Here is a 17,531-nt window from a genome sequence, read left to right as displayed (position 1 = left end):
GATTAACGTGTCACTCTATGAAAAAAGTAATTTTCACAAGTTGTATATTAAAAGCATAGTATAATACAATGGGGATATTTATAAAAAATAATCAAAAATTGAAATAAAGGAGTAAAAATATGGATTATGTGCTAATAGGTGTAATTTTAATATTATTAGCTGCAGTATTCGTACTGTTTTATAAAAATAAACAGTTGGAATCAGAGAGCCAGCAGGTGGAATTTGAAAAAAAGCAAGCGATTGAAACGTATGAAAGTGAAATTGCAGCCACGGTTACAGAACATAAAGAGCAACAAAATACGTTAAAAAATATGGAACAGAAAAAGTATAATGATTTACAAGTTAGTACAGCTAGAGAACTTGAAAATATGCGTATGATGAAAAATCAATTAGCTATGCAACATAGTAAAGAACGTAGTGAAATGCAAGATAAACATAGTAATGAAATACATATGTTTCAAAAGTTAATTGCAGATTTACGAGAGTATACTAAAAATAGCGCTGAAGTAAATACGCATGAAACATTACATTATATGAAGCAAGGATTTTTAGAACAAGAAATCATACAAGAAGATGAATTTCATATTATGCCGAATGTTTTTATTAGAGATAAACTTGGAATAAACGATATTCGAATCCATCATCTTATCTTATATAAAACTGGTATGTATTTACTTGAGACGAGAGAGTGGACAGGAAAATTAATTCATGGTGTAACGAAAGAGAATGCTAGTATATATTCATTTATGCTTGATGAAATAGGTAAGTATCAACAAGAAATTAAAAAAGAAGAGACGCTTGAATGTATTACAGGTGAAGATTCGTTAACTATACAAGTGAAAAATGAAGGGAATCCAGTATATAAAGCGAAGAAACAATCTCAAATTTTATACAATTGTTTGAAAGAATTGCAAGTTGATATTGTAAAAGAAAACGTAAAGCCAATTGTATATTTTTATAATGAGAGTGGTAAAGAAGTACTAGATCTCTCTAATGAGGACACACCTAGATTAAAAGATAGGGAGCAAATCGTAGCGTTTTTCAAAAATGAAGTTTTAACAGGGGAAGTAATATATACAGCGCAAGAGTTACAAAAGATAAGAGAAATGCTTTGCCAGGTGAATTAAAAAGGGGGAGATTTTTCTGGGTGCTCTATTACATGGGATTTTGTATGTTTATTTTTGTTTGTATATAGTCATGTACATTGCGTTTATTTTCGTTATCGATATAGTTCATATGTCATTAAGTGTAAAGAGTATTTTTGTAGTAGTTATGCCATTTATTTTATTAGTCATGATTCAAAGAGTCATCTTACGTGCTTCTACAAGTCGTAATAAAGAAAAGAAACAAATGTTACGTGTAATGATAGTAGGGATCATTCCATTAATAGTGTGTGCTGTACAATTAAGTATGAATGAGTACACTTCCAATTTTAATCGAGATCGGTGGTTAAATGACGAAGAGAAACGGGTACATATGGTAGATGATTTCATGCAAAAATATAAATTAATAGGGAAATCAAATGAAGAAATTACACAATTGTTAGGAACGCCTACTGAAACGAGAAATGAGGAAGAAGGGGTCATCACTTTGTACTATCTTGGGACAGAACGTGGCTTCATTCCAATAGATAGTGAACAGCTTATTTTCCAATTTGATAGAGATGGTAGAGTTTTGACATATAAGGTACAGAGAGGGTAAAGAAACTTAGAGAGAAGCTATATGTTATAGCTTCTTTTTATTTTTCAATATGTTATAGAAAGGGAATATGAATTTTGGATGGAATAAGGAATGAAAGTGGAGGTGATGCATATATATGGATGTATTGGGTTGTTTTTATCTCGCAAAAGCCTGGTTGATGAGGGCTAATAATCAGTGGGGGTGGCCAAAACCCCCACTGATTAAAGTGTCGCTTTATCATATTGTATAAATGAAAAGGAGGTAAGACGGTGAAGACGATACCGACTGAAGTCCTGAGTAAAGAATTGATGGAAAGAGAAGGTGTTATATCTATTACAGTAAAGGAATTTGAAAAGATAGAAGTAGCTGGAGTAGTCGTTGCTGGTCCTGCTGTTATTTTAATTAATCAAGATTGATTACATATTTTCAATATAGAAAAGTAGTGAAAGCATCCGGATAGGATGCTTTTTATTTGTATGGAAGAGGGCGTATAGTAGATAATTGGGATACTGGAGGGAGAGTATGTGGCAATTATTATAACGATGTTATTAATGGGTATTTTATTAGGATTTGTTGGAGCAGGGGGAGCTGGATTTATTATCGCGATACTCACTTTAGTATTTCATATTCCTATTCACGTTGCACTTGCAACATCTTTAACTGCTATGGCATTTACGACGTTATCTGGAGTTATAAGTCATTATCGTGAAGGAAATGTTGTACTTATGATAGGCGGGATTGTTGGTGGATTTGGAGCGCTTGGTTCTTATATCGGTTCAAAGTTTGGTTCGCTTATACCAGCACATCTTCTCCATTGGTTTACAGCTGGGATGTTATTTTTATCAGCAATTTTTATGTTTATTAAATTGATTATGTCTCGAAATAAGCAACAGCCACCCTTATGTGGACAGAAAAAACTTTCAAAAAACAACTTGATGAGATGTATATGTTTAGGATTAGTTACTGGAATGTTGGCTGGTTCATTCGGGATTGGTTCAGCCCCTTTTATACAACTTGGACTAATGGTTCTTTTAGGATTAAAGATACAGCAATCTGTAGGAACGACTATGCTTGTTATATTACCGATTGCAATTGGAGGCGGGATTGGATATAGTTCGGAAGGGTATTTAGATTATATATTGTTATTGCAAGTATTAATTGGGACGATGTTAGGAGCATATATCGGTGCGAAGTTTACAAATTATGCACCACGCATGCTGTTGAGATTTTCAATGATTATGACGCCAGTTTTAGCCGGATGTATGTTATTGATGGAATAAAACTACTATAGCAAGGTATTAATATATTTTACGAATGAATTATATAAGTAATTCATATTTCCCATATAAAAGAATTTGCATTAATATTATGAGTATAAAGTTCGAGTATTCGAAGTACTACTTGAATTATATCCCTATCCCTTTTCTAAAAATGCGAACAAGTTTTGCCCTATTCTATTCAATACTTAATTGCATAGAAATATATTGTTCGATGACCATTATGGAACGTACATAATGGGAAAATCCCGATCCTTAAAGAGGATGCCCCTAATCTTCATGTGAAAATATGATCGGACAAGAAAGCTGGCCAACTGATGGTCAGCTTTCTTTTTGTTCTAAAACTATTTCTTCTTTAACCTCTGTTTGCAATAATAACGTTTTTCCAAAGCGGCGTTTACATTCAGCCCGCACTTTTTGAATAGCTAGTAGTTGAGAAGTGGCGGGAACTGTGACGGTAGCTTGGCGAGGTTTTCGATTTTCTTCACAAAAGACACATTCCACAACATATTTAGAAATCATAATTTCATCCTTCCGTTTTTAATTTCTAAGAAGGGACTGCCTATGAAGTTGATGTATTCTTTCGTCACCGTTTTATTTTTTTCCTCTTTTTTCAAGGGAAAAATAAAAAAGAAGGCGAATTTTAGTAGGGGAGGGATGTTTATGGAGAGATGGATAGGTACGGCAGCTATATGTATGAATGACAGAAATGAAATTTTAATGGTGCTGCAAGGCAAAGAAGGGGAAGAAAAAAGGTGGTCTGTACCAAGTGGAGGACTTGAAAAGGGAGAAACACTAGAAGAATGTTGTATCAGGGAAGTTTGGGAGGAAACAGGCTACAATGTGGAAGTTGTAAATAAAATATACGAAAAAGAAGGTATTACATACGGAATTCCAGTGTATGTTCATTATTACTTTGTTAAAAAAATAGGCGGTAGTATGAAAATTCAAGATCCTGATGAGTTAATACATGAAATTGACTGGAAAGGGATACAGGAAGTTGAAAAATTATCGTTAGCTTTTCCGGAGGATTACGAGTTAATATGTCAATATATAAATGAAAAAGCAAGTATGTAAATACTTGCTTTTTAATGTATCCAAGATAAGAAAAGCGGAACGATAACTAAACTAGCACCCGCTGTTAAAAGCATGGATAAACTTGCGATTGTTCCTTCAACAGGGCCGATTTCGAATGCTTTTGATGTACCAGTTCCATTTGCGCTCGTTCCTAACATAATACCTTTTGCGAGCGCGGTTTTAATGCGGCAAATACGTATAAGGGAAGGGCCGAGTAATGCTCCTGTTAAGGCAGTTAAAACGACAAATACAGCTGTTAATTGTGACATGCCACCAATCATTTCTGAAATAGCCATTGCGATTGGTGTCGTTACAATATGCGGTGCTAAACTATGTTCTAGTGACGAATCAATTTGAAAATAATTTGCTAGTAGTGCCGAAGTAATAACTGATAAAAATGAACCAACGATGACGTTAAGTAAGATGGCGATTCCGTATTTCTTTAATAAATCAAAGTATTTATAGATTGGCCATGCAAAAGCAACTGTTGCAGGTTTTAATAATTCTGTTAGCCATTGACCACCAGATTCATATGTTTCATAAGGTGTGTCTAGTCCAAGCAATAAAGCGATTAAAATAATGGGACAGACAAGGAGAGGAGAAAGTAAGCTCCAATTCCAACGTTGATACATTTTTTTAGATATCCAATATGTCAATAGTGTTAATAGTAAACAAAGAAAGCCGATCATTGCGTTGATCCTTTCCGCTTAAGTAGCAATTCTGTTAATAGTCCTGTTACGAGAGTAACACAAAGTGTACTAATCATAATAATTAAAATGAGATCGATTCCATATTGTGATAGTGTATCTTTGTAACGAATAACAGCGACTGCAGAAGGAATAAAAAATAAAATAAGTTCTTTTAATAAAAAGTCTGCTCCGTCCTGTATCCACTCTTTTTTAACTAGGTTAAATTTTAATGAAATTAATAATAAAAAAATACCGATTATACTTCCTGGAACTGGGAGGTGTGCCTGTTTTGCGATCCATTCACCTGTCCAAGCGAAACAAAATAATAATAAAATTTGTCCACTTAACTTCCACCATTTCATACAGTAACCACCTCTTTCTTTTTTTACATAAAAATTGTAAAAAAGAATTAACAATTTCTACTATACGTTCATTCAAAATATTTGTCTAATATATAAATTATATGTTATTAATATATTAGACGTATTAATTGAAAGTGAAAAGGGTGTCTAAAATGGAATTACGGCATTTGCAATATTTTGTTGTTGTGGCAGAAGAGTTACACTTTGGACGAGCGGCTGCTCGTTTACAAATGACACAACCGCCACTTAGTCAACAAATTCAGCAATTAGAAAAAGAAATGGGAGTTTTGTTATTTTCAAGAACGAAGAGAAAGGTTGAATTAACAGAAGCAGGAGAAATGTTTTTAAAAGAAGTAAAAAAAGCGTTTGAGCAAATTGAAAAAGCAGTAGAAGTTGCACAAAGTGCGCAAAGGGGAGAAGTTGGATCACTCTCAATTGGTTTTGTAGGTGCGGCGATATATGATATTTTACCGTCTATCGTCAGGGAGTATAGAAAGAAATTTCCGAGAGTGTCTGTCGCATTACATGAATTATCTACACCAGATCAAGTGCATGCACTTCATGATAATCGTATTGATATTGGATTTTTACGGCCGCCAATTTCAACACAATTATTAGAGTTAGAACCAATTCAAAGGTTATCTTGTACTTTATGTTTGCCAAAGGCACATCCACTTGCAGAGAAAGATGAAATACATATAGAAGATTTACGCGATGAACCGTTTGTATTTATTACGAGACCAGTATGGCCGGCGTTGTATGATACAATTTTATCTCTTTGTCGAGAGGTTGGCTTTAGTCCTCAAATTGTACAAGAAGCAACAGAATATCAAACAGTTATGGGGCTTGTAGCAGCAGGGATTGGGATTACAGTAATCCCTGTATCGGCAAATAAATTATATAAAACAGAAGTTGTATATAAAGAGTTATATGATTCTAATTTTGTTGCAGAAATGTCGGTAGCTTATAAAAAAATGAATAGTAATCCAGAGCTGTTAGAGTTTTTAAAAATTGCAAGAGAGAAGAAACGAATAGAAGTAGAAGATGAGTAATATTAGTAACGGTAAATAGATTTAATTCGAATATATAAAAGTACACCTTATTAAACAATAAAACGGAAATGCAGCTTAAGTGCATTTCCGTTTTATTTTTCTTTTTTTAGCTCGATACTGAAAAGATAAACGTGTTCATTTTCTTTTAAGAGTAGGTCAATACCTGTTTCTTCATCAATTGTAGGGACGCTTACAGTTTCTTTACTTGTTTGGATTACAGTAGCTAAAATTGTTTTCTGATTATATCTTAAATTTTTTGCAGATTGAATTGTAGTAGTTACAGAACTATTTACACCTAGAGGTGCTTCTTCAGGAGCAAGCGTTGAACCACCGTCAATATTAATATACCATTGACCTTTTTCTTCTACATCTTTATCAAATTGGAAATGTGGTGGTATGAAAGAGAGTTTTATTTTCTTTTCTAGAAAATGTGATGAAGCGATGTTAGTAATCTCTTTTACTTTTTTACCATTTTGATAATAATCAATCGTAGCATTTATTTCATCTTTATCATTATTAAGTGTAACGTTATAAAACATACTATTTCCTTCTTGAATAGGCGTCATTTGTAAAATAGAAGACTGTTCCTTTGTTAACTTGTAAGCTTCTACAGAAGCAACTTCATTATTTTTTATTTGGTTACAACTAGTAAAGAAAAGTAAAGATAAGATAAATAATACGTTTATACGCATAGTATAAACCCTCCTCTTTTTACAATTATAATTTAAATATGAATAAATTCCCATTTGCCTTTCTAGGACTAAAGACTTAGAAAAGATTCAGATTATAGTGCGATGTTTGTAATGTCATATTTTTATACACTAGTAGTATAGAATGCGTATGTTATAAGGTAGGGGAAGAAATTTATGTCTTTATGTCGGTTAGCGAGAAAAAATATAAGAACATTTGCTGCCAAAAGGATAAAGCAATTCATGTGGATTGCCATGTGTACTGCAATTTTGTTTTTTATGATGTCGCTACAATTTAATGAACTAGCGGCTGGGAAAGTAGGGGCAACATTTTTGTTTCAAATGTGTTTTTACACGCTGTTTATTGTATTGATTTTTATATGTATTTTTATTACGTATAAAATGACGAATTCTCTTCTGCAAGTGAGGAGAGAGGAATTTAAATCTTATGTAGTAGGGAATATGAAAAGAAATGAAATACTATGTTTATTATGTCAGGAGCAATTATTCATTTATGGAGCAGCGTTTGTTTTCGGTCTAGTTCATGGGATGTTATTTTTGAAATTATTCACGATTATCTTTATGAAAATAGCAGGGATACAAGGAATAAATAGTGCACCAATTACAATATATGCAATAGCAGTTGTTGGTATAATTATGATGGCTGTCGTCGTATTATCGATGATGCAATGTTGTCGATTTGTTCGAAGTTTAAAAGACGGAAATTTGTTTCAGTTTGAGAAAAAGGCATGAAAAATCATGCCTTTTTCTATTTTACACATGAAAATAATCGTGTTAGAGTGAAAAGACCTGACAAAGAATGGGAAGGAAAGGTTGTATAGAATGACAAATGAACAATCAATTGTAAAAGTTGAGCGGTTAACGAAGCGAATCGGTTCAAAGACACTTGTAGAAAATATTAGTTTCGAAGTTAAAAAAGGTGAAGTTGTTGGCCTGCTAGGACCAAATGGTGCTGGAAAAACGACTTTAATGAGAATGATGGTCGGTATGATCCGTATGACAGAAGGTGAAGTATGGATTGATGGTCAATCTGTAAAACAGCAATTTGAAAAAACTGCTGCGAAAATTGGTGCAGTAATTGAGACACCGGAATTTTATCCTTTTTTGAGCGGCTACGAAAATTTAACATATTTCGGCCGAATGAATGGGAATGTGACAGAAGAACGTATCGATGAAGTAGTGAAATTGTTAGGAATGGGACAAGTAATTGACCGTAAAGTAAAAGCATATTCACTCGGTATGAGACAACGTTTAGGGATTGCTCAGGCGCTTATTCATAATCCAGATGTATTGGTACTAGATGAACCAACGAATGGACTAGACCCAAGTGGAATACATGAAATGAGAATGTACATAAAGAAAATTGCACATGAACAAGGAAAAGCAGTACTTGTATCTAGTCACTTACTTTCAGAAGTTGAATTAATGTGTGACAGAGTTATTATTATTCAACACGGAGAATATGTAGCGACGCAAAATATTCAGCATAGTCATAGTGAAGAGATGGAGACGATCCGTATACGTGTAGATGATGCAAATAAAGCAGCGGAAATGTTAGAATGTGATGTTGTAATAAAAGGTAATGATCTACTTATCAATGTAAAAGATGAAGAAATCCCAAATGTTATTCGTACTTTGCTTGAGAAAAATATTCAAGTTTATCGTGTATATGAAGAAAGAAAAACGTTAGAAGAGCAATTTTTAGAATTAACAGGGGGAAAAGATATTGTTTAATTTAGTGTATAACGAGCTGTATAAAATATTTAAGCGTAAAAGAACGATTATTCCTTTTGCGGTTATTGCAGTATTAATAATTGGATTAGGATGGGTTACGGTAAAGTATTTAGAACCAGAAACAAAGGGTTGGAAAGCAGATTATACAGAACGTACGGTAGAAATTGAGAAAAAGCTTGGTATGAAAAAAGAAGCTATTTTAGCAGAAAGGTCGGGGGACGAGCTTGTAAAGGAATATCAGCTTAAAATGAAGCATTTAGATACGGATATAGCACCAGCAAGCAGTTCTCCACTTTCTTTCATGAGAGATACAGGTTTTATCGTATTTCCAATTTTGCTTCCATTTATCCTCGTGTATGCAAGTACAATTTTTGCGAATGAATATAGCTGGGGAACATATAAATTTTTAACAATCCGTCCGGCGAGTCGATTTAAAATTTTAACAGCAAAATTTTTAGCAATCGTTATATTTGCAGCTTTATTGTTTATATTTAATATGATTTTCTCCGCTTTAAGTGGACTTGTTATTTATAAATTCCAACAGCCTGCATGGAGTGAATTTATTTTTCAAGATGGAAATATTATAAAACAAAATATTTTTGTGGAAGTAAGTAAATATTACATTTTATCGTGGTTGCCAACTCTTGTGTACGCAGCGTTTGCATTTATGATTTCTGTGTTAACAAGATCTAGTGGGGGCGCGATCGGTATTTCACTGTTTCTTGCTTTATCAGGAAATATTGCGTTACTAGCAGCAACTAGATATAATTGGGTGAAATATTTATTGCCGGCAAACACAGATTTATACGGTATTGCCAAGAATGGAAGCTTTATTGAAGGAGTAACCTTCCCATTTGCTTCATGTATGTTATTGCTGTATTTATTTGTATTTTTAAGTATTTCCTATACAGTATTTTTAAAACGCGATTTAACTTAATAAGAAAAGCCGTTAAGTACCCCTTAACGGCTTTTTTTTTCTATGAGAATTGTTTAAGAGCTTTTTCAGCTAGCAAAGCAAAGTATTTTGCACTTATAGGGAGTGCTCGTTCATCAATTGTAAAAGAAGGATGATGCCACTCATGTGTACCGCTCGTTCCCATAAAGACGAATGAACCTGGTATTTCTTGTTGGTAAAAGGAGAAGTCTTCTCCGGCCATTGATGGGTTAGGAGAAATAATATTTAAATTCATTTTTTCGGCAACTTGAGTAGATAAGTCGGTTAGAGATGTATCGTTATGAACAGCAGGAGGACCTGAATAAAAACGGAATTCTGTTTTTACGCTTAATGCATCAGAAACTCCTTTAATAATACGTTCCATTAAAGCTGGTATCTTTTCTCGTGTTTTATTTTGGAATGTACGAACTGTTCCTTCTAATGTTGCCTTTTCAGGAATAACGTTCCACGTATTTCCTGAATGAATGTTTGTAACACTTACAACGGCATTATGTGAAGAGCTAATATTTCGACTTACAATTGTTTGTAGTGCCATAACAATTTGAGAGGATGCGACGATAGGGTCAACACCAGCATCTGGTACAGCTGCGTGCGTCCCGACACCGTGAATTTCAATTTCAAATCGATCTACTCCAGCCATTAGTGGACCATCTTTAATGCCAATTGTACCTACTGGTAAATCAGGTTTATTATGCATACCGAAAATAGCTTGTACATCATGTAAATGTCCAGCTTCAATAACTTTGCAAGCACCATTGCTACTTTCTTCAGCTGGTTGGAATATAAAGCGAACCGTTCCATTTAGGGAAGATTCCTTTTCTTTTAATAAGAAAGCTGTACCTAAAATAGCTGCTGTATGAAAATCATGTCCGCAAGCATGCATTTTACCTTGAATTTTTGAAGTGTATGGTAAGTTTGTTTCTTCTTGAATAGGAAGGGCATCAATATCAGCACGAATTGCTATAATTGGACCATTTTGATTACCAGAAATTTCAGCGATAATTCCTGTTTCTAAATTGGAATCAATAATAGCAATATTTGCTTCTTCTAACCAATTTTTTATCGCTTTTGTTGTTTCAAACTCTTCATATGATAGTTCTGGATACTCATGTAAATGTCGGCGAATGGAAATAAGTTTTTCTGTTAGTTGATTTGGAATAGATGCCACGTATTATGCCCTCTTTCTTAAGCGAAGTATTTACTATAAGTATACAACAATAAAAGAGAGGATTCTCAAATGAAAATCCTCTCTCGTTAATGCCCGAGTGATGTGAGCTAATAATTAGTGGGGATGAACAAAATCCCCACTAATTAAAGTTTCACTTTATGCTGCCACTTTTTTATGTGTATGATGTTTTTGATAACGTCCACGCATTGCATATGCAATTTGCGGAATTGCAATACCGATTAAAATAAGTGATACACCTATCCACTGTGAAGATAGTACAGCTTCTTTTAAAACGAATACAGACATAATTGTTGTAACTGGTAGCTCTGCTGCACCAAGAATAGTCGCTAAGCCAGAACCGATTTTTGGAATACCAATTGTAAAGGCAATAGACGGAATAACGATACTAAATATTCCTAATCCTAAGCCGTATTTCCAAAGTCCTTGAGAAATGGCACCGTTCATAATAAATGTTGGCGGGAATACGATCATAACTAAAGTTAAAGCGCCAGCCATTAACAGGACACCACGTGGTAATGAAGGTACTTCAACAGCAACTTTTCCGCTCACAAAAATGTATGTTGCAAATGTAATAGCAGATAATAGCCCTAAAATGATTCCTGTTGTATCGAAAGTACCTGCCGATTTTTCCAGTAAACCACTTGATAAAAATGTACCTACAAGTAAGAAAATAACCGAAATAACTTTTTCCCTTGAAGGTAATGTTTTTGTTACAATAGCTTCAATAATAATACCGACCCAAACGAATTGGAACAAAAGAATAATTGCGATAGAAGCTGGTACAGTTTTTAATGAAGCATAATAAAAAATTCCAGTAAAACTTGCAGATGTTCCTGCAACGAATAAAATTAATGCTTGTTTTAATGGAACGCGGTGTCTAGAAAATAGAAGTGTAATAGCCAGCAAAATAATCCAACCGAACAAATATTGGCTGCCAATTACCTCTCCAAGTGAAAATCCTTCTGCATATGCAAGTTTAACAAAAATAGCTAAAATTCCATAACTACACGCTCCTAATAAAACTAAAAGAGAATAACGAAGCATGAAAAATTCCTCCCATCTATGTGAAGTTGTTCCGTAACGAAAATATATCTAGAGGGAAGTATACAAAATTAAAAATGTAGGGTCAAATAAAAGAAAAGTGCGACATTTTATAGAATAATAATAAAAGTATGATATTTATGCATAATCTTGAAATTGTTAATTATAAAAGTATTGTAAAATCAGCTTTGTATTGTATAAAGACAGCATTTGAAAAAAATTTTTTAAATCAATATGCATATAAACGTACGTATACGTGCTAATCATTTGAGAAACTATGTTACCTTTGTTATGTTAATAACAATTAAAGGAGTTTCCTAATCCAATTGAGATTTTTCTATATAATAGAAGGAAATGAAAACGTTTTATTAGAAACTGTGAGAAAGAGTGGTTTTTCTTATTACCACGTTGTAAAAGTGAGTTCACGAATTGTTCATAGTATTTTTATGTGTTTTTGCTACAATATGTAAGGAGAGGAGTGGAATTATGCAAGATATTAGTATTTTTTTAGCGTTTGGCGCTGGGTTCTTATCATTTATTTCCCCATGTTGCTTACCGCTTTATCCGGCATTTTTATCGTACATAACAGGTATGTCGGTTTCTGAATTGAAAGAAGAAAATGCAATGCTTCGCAAAAGAAGTATGATACATACAGCGTTTTTCTTACTTGGATTTTCAATTATATTTATTGCAATTGGATTTGGTACAAGTTTTATCGGAGGAATCTTTACAGATTATAAAGATTTAATTAGACAGCTAGGTGGTATATTTATCATCGTGTTCGGTCTTATTATTGTTGGGGTATTTAAGCCGAAGTTTTTAATGCAAGATCGTAAATTTACATTTAAAAATCGTCCGAGTGGCTATTTTGGATCAGTTCTAATTGGATTGGCCTTTGCTGCAGGATGGACGCCATGTACTGGACCTATTTTAGTGTCCGTAATTGGATTAGCAGCAACAAACCCAGAATCAGCAATGATTTATATGATTGCTTACATACTTGGATTTGCTATCCCATTTTTCGTACTTTCATTCTTTATTACGAAAATGTCTTGGATTAAAAGAAATAGTATGGCCTTTATGAAAGTCGGAGGATACATTATGATTGTCATGGGTATCTTCTTATACTTTAATTGGATGACGAAAATTATCGTATATTTCTCAAGTTTATTTGGTGGTTTTACCGGTTTTTAGTATTATTCTGTGAAAATGTTGGAAATACTAACGGAAAAGCATATAATGAAAGTATATTTTGCATATAGCCACAAAAAAGGATGAGAAAATATGAACATAGTTCTTTTATCAAGTATCGTTGCTGTTTGTATGGCTGTCGGTGCGATGTTTATTCGTTTAAAAGCAGCTAAGAAACCTGCAACATTGAAAAAAATTATACTTCCGCCATTTTTTATGAGTACGGGAGCATTGATGTATGTTTTTCCTGAATTTCGATTAACTCCAGCAGAAATGTTAGAAGCAATTGGTGTTGGTTTGATTTTCTCTATTTTTCTTATTAAAACATCTAAATTTGAAATTAGAGGACAAGAGATTTACTTGAAGCGTTCAAAAGCATTTGTTTTTATATTAATTGGATTACTTGTAGTACGGATTGTATTTAAAACATACTTAAGTCAATCTCTTGATTTAGGACAACTTAGCGGCATGTTCTTCTTACTTGCGTTTGCGATGATTGTATCATGGAGAATTGCGATGTACCGTTCCTTTACGAAATTACAGAAGGAAATGGAAAAAGAAGATGGTTTTTATAATGAAAAAGATATGAAGCTAACTTAAAACTGTATATGTATAAAATAAAAAAGACAGCGTCAAAGGCGCTGTCTTTTTTATCGAAAATAATGTGAAGTTATTTTGCGAGTAAAGACTTGTAGTTTGAATAATCAATCTCTTTTTCTTGTAGCTTTTTTACTAAAAATTTATGATCACGCTTTGGTGTGGCAATAATATATCCTTTAATAATTAAGTCTTGTGTAATTTGAGAGGCATTTTCTTGTAATGCAAGTTCTCCAATTTTACCAGCGATTTTGGATTTGGCAACGTCGCGAAATAGTTCTGGAACAGGACTTACAAGCTCTTCTAGCAATTGTTTTTGTTCGTCAGCCCATAAATGTCTCGTTTTATTTATGTAGTGTTCTTCCCAATCTAAAATGGACATACCATCTTCTTTTGGTAATCGTTTTAAAAATTTTCTGAACATAAAGTATCCACCGATAGACATAAGTCCTAATAAAATGACAGTCCATAATACAATGAACCAACTGAACCATCCTTCGAGCAAGTATATCCCCCCTTAAATGATTTCGATTTTCTTTTATTCATATTATAAACATTGAGATTCATAGAAAGCAAGAACGCTTGGTCATTTTGACCAAGCGTAATCATTTAAACAAAGTATAGTTGTTCAACACATAAATTATTATTATCGTCTTCAACATACTCAATAATAAGTGTGCCAACTTTACGATCTTTATCTTCAGTTGTGAAAATAGAGTAAGAAGTAAAACGTGCTGTTGATAGGCCGCTTATATGTGTAGGTAAAGAAATGTAGTCGTTATCGCGGAAGAATTCCATTAGTTCAATATCTTCAAATTCTTTTCGGTCAACTTGTTTGTTTGTATAGCGGCGTTGAAGTTGTTTTAAAGATTCATTCCAAGAAATTGCTTTTGTGTCGTATACCATTGTTCTATCTCCTTACTGTATGTAATCGTTAAGAACATACGTTCTAATCTAGTATACTCTTTTTATTAGAAAAGGGAAAGCAAAAAATAATGTAAGCTTGGATTTCCAAGCTTACATTATTTTTGCGTTCGTCATAATCTCTATCTTTTATTATAAGTTACATAAGAATAAGAAACAAGATGATATATATTTTGTTGATAGTTTTCAAAATTCTGTATATTATCAATATATTATATGGAAAGGGAATGAGTGGGATGGCATATGTAATTTCACTACAAGGACCGATGGCAAGTGGGAAAACAACAGTAGCTAAAAGGCTAGAGCAACATGGGTTATCGGTTATATATGAAAATCCATATCGAATTGTAGAAAAGCGAAAAGAATTAAATTTAGATATGAATTCAAAAGATGGTTTTATAACAAATCAAAAAATGTTCATTGAAGCAAAAATAAAAGAGTTTCAAAATATCCAGGAATCAACGGTGATTTTTGATCGTGGGCCAGAAGATATTGAGTTCTATACACTTTTTTATCCGAAATTAATAGGGAAAGAGTGGGATATAGAAACAGAATTGCAAGATGATTTATGTGAACTAAGAAAATGCCGTTCGGATGCAATTTTTTATTTAGACGTTTCGAAAGAGAATGTATATGATAGAAAAAATAATGATAGGGTAAGAAACCGAAGTACATTTGAAGAACAACTTAAATTAGTAGAAACTGAAAAAGAATGGTATAAACAATTTCCTGTAACTTATGTGGACACGAATAGATTAACAGTGGACGAATTAGAGGCATATTTTATGAAATGGTTGAAGGAGAGAGGGTTATGAAAAAAATACTTTTATTTGTGTACCCAACATTTGCCGAGTTTGAAATAACGGTAGCAACGGCATTGCTGAAAAATAAATATGAAATCATTACAGCAGGTTTAACTAAGGAACTGGTTATAAGTGAAACGGGGTTGCAAGTGCAGCCGCATATAGAATTAAGTGAAGTGCGTGTAGATGAGTATGAGGGGATACTTATTCCAGGTGGAGAAGAAGTACAGTTGAAAGATGCAAAACCTCTTTTTTCAATCATTCAGCAATTTTATGAACAGGAAAAATTAGTGGCAGCAATTTGTGCTGGACCGTATGCATTGGCAAAGGCAGGCTTATTGAAAGGGGGATCTTATACAGCGACCATAGATTATAAAAGATTCGATTGTTTTCCAGTAGAAAATTTCGTGTATAAAGAAGTTGTGCAGCACTCAAATATCATTACAGCACAAGGGCATGCATTTGTACCATTCGGAATAGCGATTGCTTCTTATTTTGGAGTAGCAGACGAACATAATACAAATTTTTATTGTGGTAAAGGCAATGTAGTGATGGAGAAACTTTTATGAGAAAACGTGTAAAAGCTAGCATTTGCTAGCTTTTTTCTTTTTTACATCGATAAATCGCTACCGTTTTCGGATCATGCCATATACCGTTATGAAGTGATAATTCATTTTCTATTTCTTTTTGTAGCCATTCCTTCATTTCGGCGTGAAGATACATATTGTCTGGTATATTCAGTGATGGGAACATGCTAGAAAATAGTTTACGATCGGAGTAGCGTGATGAAAAACGAGTGCATTATGAATAACTGTTTCTGCAACAGTTGGAAAAACAGATTGTAATATCTCCTTACCATTGTCTAAACAAAATGGAGAAACCGCTGCTGATGTTTGCGGTAAATCAAATGCGGCTAACATCTTGTTACACATTTCAACTATACGAGGTAATGAAACGTTAGAATTTGTTGTAGCTAAAAGTGTACCGCCAGGACGAATGACTTTATAAAAGTCTTGAATGGTTCTTTTTACATCTTTCACGTGGTATAACATATGTCTTGCGATTATCCAGTCATAACAATTATCTTCGAATGGAAGTTTACTAGCATCACCCTGTTTCCATTCAATTCTAGTACTTTTTTTAGCGGCTTCAGAAAGCGTGGCTTTCGATTGATCAAATCCGGTTAATTGGCCTTTATGACCGTTAGTTTGTAAAAGGGAAAGGAATTTTCCGCTCGCGCACCCAACTTCTAATATGTTTTCTTTTCCTTGAAGTTGTAAATGTTCAAGGACGACTTCATCTAAATTCACTTGTTTCTCTTCGAAACGTTTATGCGTATGGATACGTGTTTGTAAATGGTTGCTGACGCTGTATTGGCGTTTTACATCATTCATTTTTTCGGATTCCACCTTCGTGCAAAATTGCTGAATCGCATGTGTTAATGCATCTGTCTTCTTTAAGCCTTCGTAATGGAGTGCTGCCTCAAACCTTTCAAGTAAATTTTCTTCAATTCGAAAATGAATATCTTTTCGTTTCGCCACTGAAATTTCGCCCCTTTTCATCTGTTAGTGAAAATATAGCATGCCTGGAAATTTTGTGTAAATAATTTGTGTACATAAAATTAGGGGAGGTGAAAAAATGTTTGAATATGAGTTTAAACTATTGACGATTTAACCGTTTTCATTTATTCTTAAATTAAGAAATATTCAAATAATTAAAAGAAATGAGAGAGTCACATGCTTCTTCAAGGAACACATCGAATTGGTCGTATGGCCATGCTGTTGGCACTTGCGGATGAGAATGAAAGCCCTGTATTATCTATTCCAAAAGGTTGGAAATATTGTACAGGGAAAGTGGGTTCTATGAATTCGCAAAAGGTCGTAGCGGCAATGGAAACAGCGGCTAAAAGCAACCGAGTTATTGAAACGGATGTTTACAGAGAAACACATGCACTTTATCATGCAATAATGGAAGCTTTGTACGGAGTGACGAGAGGTCAAATTCAGTTAGCAGACGTTCTTCGTACAGTAGGACTTCGTTTTGCAATTGTGCGCGGTACACCATACGACGGAAAAAAAGAAGGCGAATGGGTTGCTGTTGCACTTTATGGAACGATTGGTGCACCTGTAAAAGGATCTGAGCATGAGGCGATTGGTTTAGGAATTAATCACATATGATTTGCCCATAGTCTATTAGTTAGAAGGGGGCCTTACTTTTTAGGACAGAAGTCTGTCTTAAAAAGATAAGGTC

23 protein-coding genes and 1 pseudogene are annotated in these 17,531 nt (G+C 33.7%); 15 read left to right on the top strand and 9 right to left on the bottom strand.

The window, feature by feature from the left end; translation table 11 throughout:
* The first annotated feature begins 119 nt into the window (after positions 1–119).
* The 4 genes from JDS98_RS19980 (at position 120) to JDS98_RS19965 (ending at position 2,960) form a co-directional block, all read left to right on the top strand.
* Positions 120–1,127: a nuclease-related domain-containing protein gene (locus tag JDS98_RS19980; RefSeq protein WP_000386795.1), complete on the top strand. Its 1,008-nt coding sequence runs from the start codon at positions 120–122 to the stop codon at positions 1,125–1,127.
* Positions 1,128–1,197: 70 nt separating this feature from the next.
* A complete protein-coding gene (locus JDS98_RS19975) occupies positions 1,198–1,701 on the top strand; it encodes a hypothetical protein (RefSeq protein ID WP_002109353.1) in 504 nt (167 codons plus the stop codon).
* A gap of 248 nt (positions 1,702–1,949) precedes the next feature.
* Complete coding sequence (locus JDS98_RS19970; RefSeq protein ID WP_000849372.1) at positions 1,950–2,096, top strand: BC1881 family protein; 147 nt, start codon at positions 1,950–1,952, stop codon at positions 2,094–2,096.
* A gap of 108 nt (positions 2,097–2,204) precedes the next feature.
* Entirely contained in the window at positions 2,205–2,960 is a 756-nt protein-coding gene (locus JDS98_RS19965) for a sulfite exporter TauE/SafE family protein (protein ID WP_098821721.1), read from the top strand.
* 318 nt (positions 2,961–3,278) lie between these two features.
* Here the strand turns inward: JDS98_RS19965 and JDS98_RS19960 are convergent, their stop codons facing one another.
* Positions 3,279–3,479, bottom strand: coding sequence for a DUF3903 domain-containing protein (locus JDS98_RS19960; RefSeq protein WP_000624210.1), 201 nt, complete (start codon positions 3,477–3,479; stop codon positions 3,279–3,281).
* A gap of 141 nt (positions 3,480–3,620) precedes the next feature.
* Here JDS98_RS19960 and JDS98_RS19955 point away from each other — a divergent pair, with 141 nt between their 5' ends.
* Positions 3,621–4,034, top strand: coding sequence for an NUDIX hydrolase (locus tag JDS98_RS19955; RefSeq protein ID WP_000442987.1), 414 nt, complete (start codon positions 3,621–3,623; stop codon positions 4,032–4,034).
* An 11-nt stretch (positions 4,035–4,045) separates the two neighbouring features.
* Here JDS98_RS19955 and JDS98_RS19950 read toward each other — a convergent pair whose 3' ends face one another.
* Complete coding sequence (locus JDS98_RS19950; protein ID WP_098821720.1) at positions 4,046–4,723, bottom strand: LrgB family protein; 678 nt, start codon at positions 4,721–4,723, stop codon at positions 4,046–4,048.
* A complete protein-coding gene (locus JDS98_RS19945) occupies positions 4,720–5,085 on the bottom strand; it encodes a CidA/LrgA family holin-like protein (RefSeq protein ID WP_000872363.1) in 366 nt (121 codons plus the stop codon). The genes JDS98_RS19950 and JDS98_RS19945 overlap by 4 nt, the downstream gene beginning before the upstream one ends.
* Before the next feature lie 152 nt (positions 5,086–5,237).
* On the opposite strand from JDS98_RS19945, the gene alsR reads away from it, so the two are divergent.
* A complete protein-coding gene (gene alsR, locus JDS98_RS19940) occupies positions 5,238–6,137 on the top strand; it encodes an acetoin biosynthesis transcriptional regulator AlsR (protein ID WP_000423218.1) in 900 nt (299 codons plus the stop codon).
* Between the two features lie 92 nt (positions 6,138–6,229).
* Here the strand turns inward: alsR and JDS98_RS19935 are convergent, their stop codons facing one another.
* Entirely contained in the window at positions 6,230–6,829 is a 600-nt protein-coding gene (locus JDS98_RS19935; protein ID WP_001222410.1) for a hypothetical protein, read from the bottom strand.
* Positions 6,830–7,003: 174 nt separating this feature from the next.
* Between JDS98_RS19935 and JDS98_RS19930 the strand changes: the two genes are divergently transcribed.
* From JDS98_RS19930 to JDS98_RS19920, 3 genes are all read left to right on the top strand, one after another.
* Positions 7,004–7,579: an FtsX-like permease family protein gene (locus tag JDS98_RS19930; protein WP_097958444.1), complete on the top strand. Its 576-nt coding sequence runs from the start codon at positions 7,004–7,006 to the stop codon at positions 7,577–7,579.
* 90 nt (positions 7,580–7,669) lie between these two features.
* A complete protein-coding gene (locus JDS98_RS19925) occupies positions 7,670–8,581 on the top strand; it encodes an ABC transporter ATP-binding protein (protein WP_000180632.1) in 912 nt (303 codons plus the stop codon).
* Positions 8,574–9,518: an ABC transporter permease gene (locus JDS98_RS19920; RefSeq protein ID WP_000482778.1), complete on the top strand. Its 945-nt coding sequence runs from the start codon at positions 8,574–8,576 to the stop codon at positions 9,516–9,518. The genes JDS98_RS19925 and JDS98_RS19920 overlap by 8 nt, the downstream gene beginning before the upstream one ends.
* 40 nt (positions 9,519–9,558) lie before the next feature.
* On the opposite strand, the gene JDS98_RS19915 is transcribed toward JDS98_RS19920, so the two are convergent.
* Together JDS98_RS19915 and JDS98_RS19910 are read right to left on the bottom strand one after the other, a co-directional pair.
* Positions 9,559–10,704 carry a M20 peptidase aminoacylase family protein gene (locus JDS98_RS19915; protein ID WP_199634238.1) on the bottom strand — a complete coding sequence of 382 codons (1,146 nt, stop codon included), beginning with the start codon at positions 10,702–10,704 and terminating at the stop codon, positions 9,559–9,561.
* Between the two features lie 156 nt (positions 10,705–10,860).
* Positions 10,861–11,769, bottom strand: coding sequence for an EamA family transporter (locus JDS98_RS19910; RefSeq protein ID WP_000947021.1), 909 nt, complete (start codon positions 11,767–11,769; stop codon positions 10,861–10,863).
* Positions 11,770–12,086: 317 nt separating this feature from the next.
* Here JDS98_RS19910 and JDS98_RS30620 point away from each other — a divergent pair, with 317 nt between their 5' ends.
* The 3 genes from JDS98_RS30620 to JDS98_RS19900 all read left to right on the top strand — a co-directional run bounded on the left by JDS98_RS30620 (position 12,087) and on the right by JDS98_RS19900 (position 13,557).
* A complete protein-coding gene (locus JDS98_RS30620) occupies positions 12,087–12,236 on the top strand; it encodes a peptidase T (RefSeq protein ID WP_073990665.1) in 150 nt (49 codons plus the stop codon).
* A 16-nt stretch (positions 12,237–12,252) separates the two neighbouring features.
* The gene (gene ccdA, locus JDS98_RS19905; RefSeq protein ID WP_001152675.1) at positions 12,253–12,960 is read left to right on the top strand and encodes a cytochrome c-type biogenesis protein CcdA; all 708 of its coding nucleotides are present in this window, start codon (positions 12,253–12,255) and stop codon (positions 12,958–12,960) included.
* Between the two features lie 90 nt (positions 12,961–13,050).
* Complete coding sequence (locus tag JDS98_RS19900) at positions 13,051–13,557, top strand: CcdC family protein (RefSeq protein WP_001028440.1); 507 nt, start codon at positions 13,051–13,053, stop codon at positions 13,555–13,557.
* Positions 13,558–13,627: 70 nt separating this feature from the next.
* Here JDS98_RS19900 and JDS98_RS19895 read toward each other — a convergent pair whose 3' ends face one another.
* Both JDS98_RS19895 and JDS98_RS19890 read right to left on the bottom strand, forming a co-directional pair.
* A complete protein-coding gene (locus JDS98_RS19895) occupies positions 13,628–14,059 on the bottom strand; it encodes a DUF2621 domain-containing protein (protein WP_000889376.1) in 432 nt (143 codons plus the stop codon).
* A gap of 104 nt (positions 14,060–14,163) precedes the next feature.
* Positions 14,164–14,460 carry a hypothetical protein gene (locus JDS98_RS19890; RefSeq protein WP_000262403.1) on the bottom strand — a complete coding sequence of 99 codons (297 nt, stop codon included), beginning with the start codon at positions 14,458–14,460 and terminating at the stop codon, positions 14,164–14,166.
* A gap of 245 nt (positions 14,461–14,705) precedes the next feature.
* Here JDS98_RS19890 and JDS98_RS19885 point away from each other — a divergent pair, with 245 nt between their 5' ends.
* Together JDS98_RS19885 and JDS98_RS19880 are read left to right on the top strand one after the other, a co-directional pair.
* Positions 14,706–15,293, top strand: a complete 588-nt coding sequence (locus JDS98_RS19885) for an AAA family ATPase (protein WP_199634237.1) — start codon at positions 14,706–14,708, stop codon at positions 15,291–15,293.
* On the top strand, positions 15,290–15,850 hold the full coding sequence (locus tag JDS98_RS19880; protein ID WP_000722206.1) for a DJ-1/PfpI family protein: 561 nt from the start codon (positions 15,290–15,292) through the stop codon (positions 15,848–15,850). Before JDS98_RS19885 ends, JDS98_RS19880 begins: the two co-directional genes overlap by 4 nt.
* A gap of 25 nt (positions 15,851–15,875) precedes the next feature.
* On the opposite strand, the pseudogene JDS98_RS19875 reads toward JDS98_RS19880, so the two are convergent.
* Positions 15,876–16,822 (bottom strand): annotated as a pseudogene (locus JDS98_RS19875) (class I SAM-dependent methyltransferase).
* A 195-nt stretch (positions 16,823–17,017) separates the two neighbouring features.
* Between JDS98_RS19875 and hutP the strand changes: the two are divergent.
* The gene (hutP, locus tag JDS98_RS19870; RefSeq protein ID WP_000926519.1) at positions 17,018–17,458 is read left to right on the top strand and encodes a hut operon transcriptional regulator HutP; all 441 of its coding nucleotides are present in this window, start codon (positions 17,018–17,020) and stop codon (positions 17,456–17,458) included.
* Positions 17,459–17,531: the final 73 nt, after the last annotated feature.

The sequence above is a fragment of the Bacillus cereus group sp. N11 genome (genome assembly GCF_016483605.1).
GTDB classification, from domain to species: domain Bacteria; phylum Bacillota; class Bacilli; order Bacillales; family Bacillaceae_G; genus Bacillus_A; species Bacillus_A toyonensis.
Note: the sequence above shows the minus strand (reverse complement) of the source record. Positions and strands in the feature narration are given on the sequence as shown.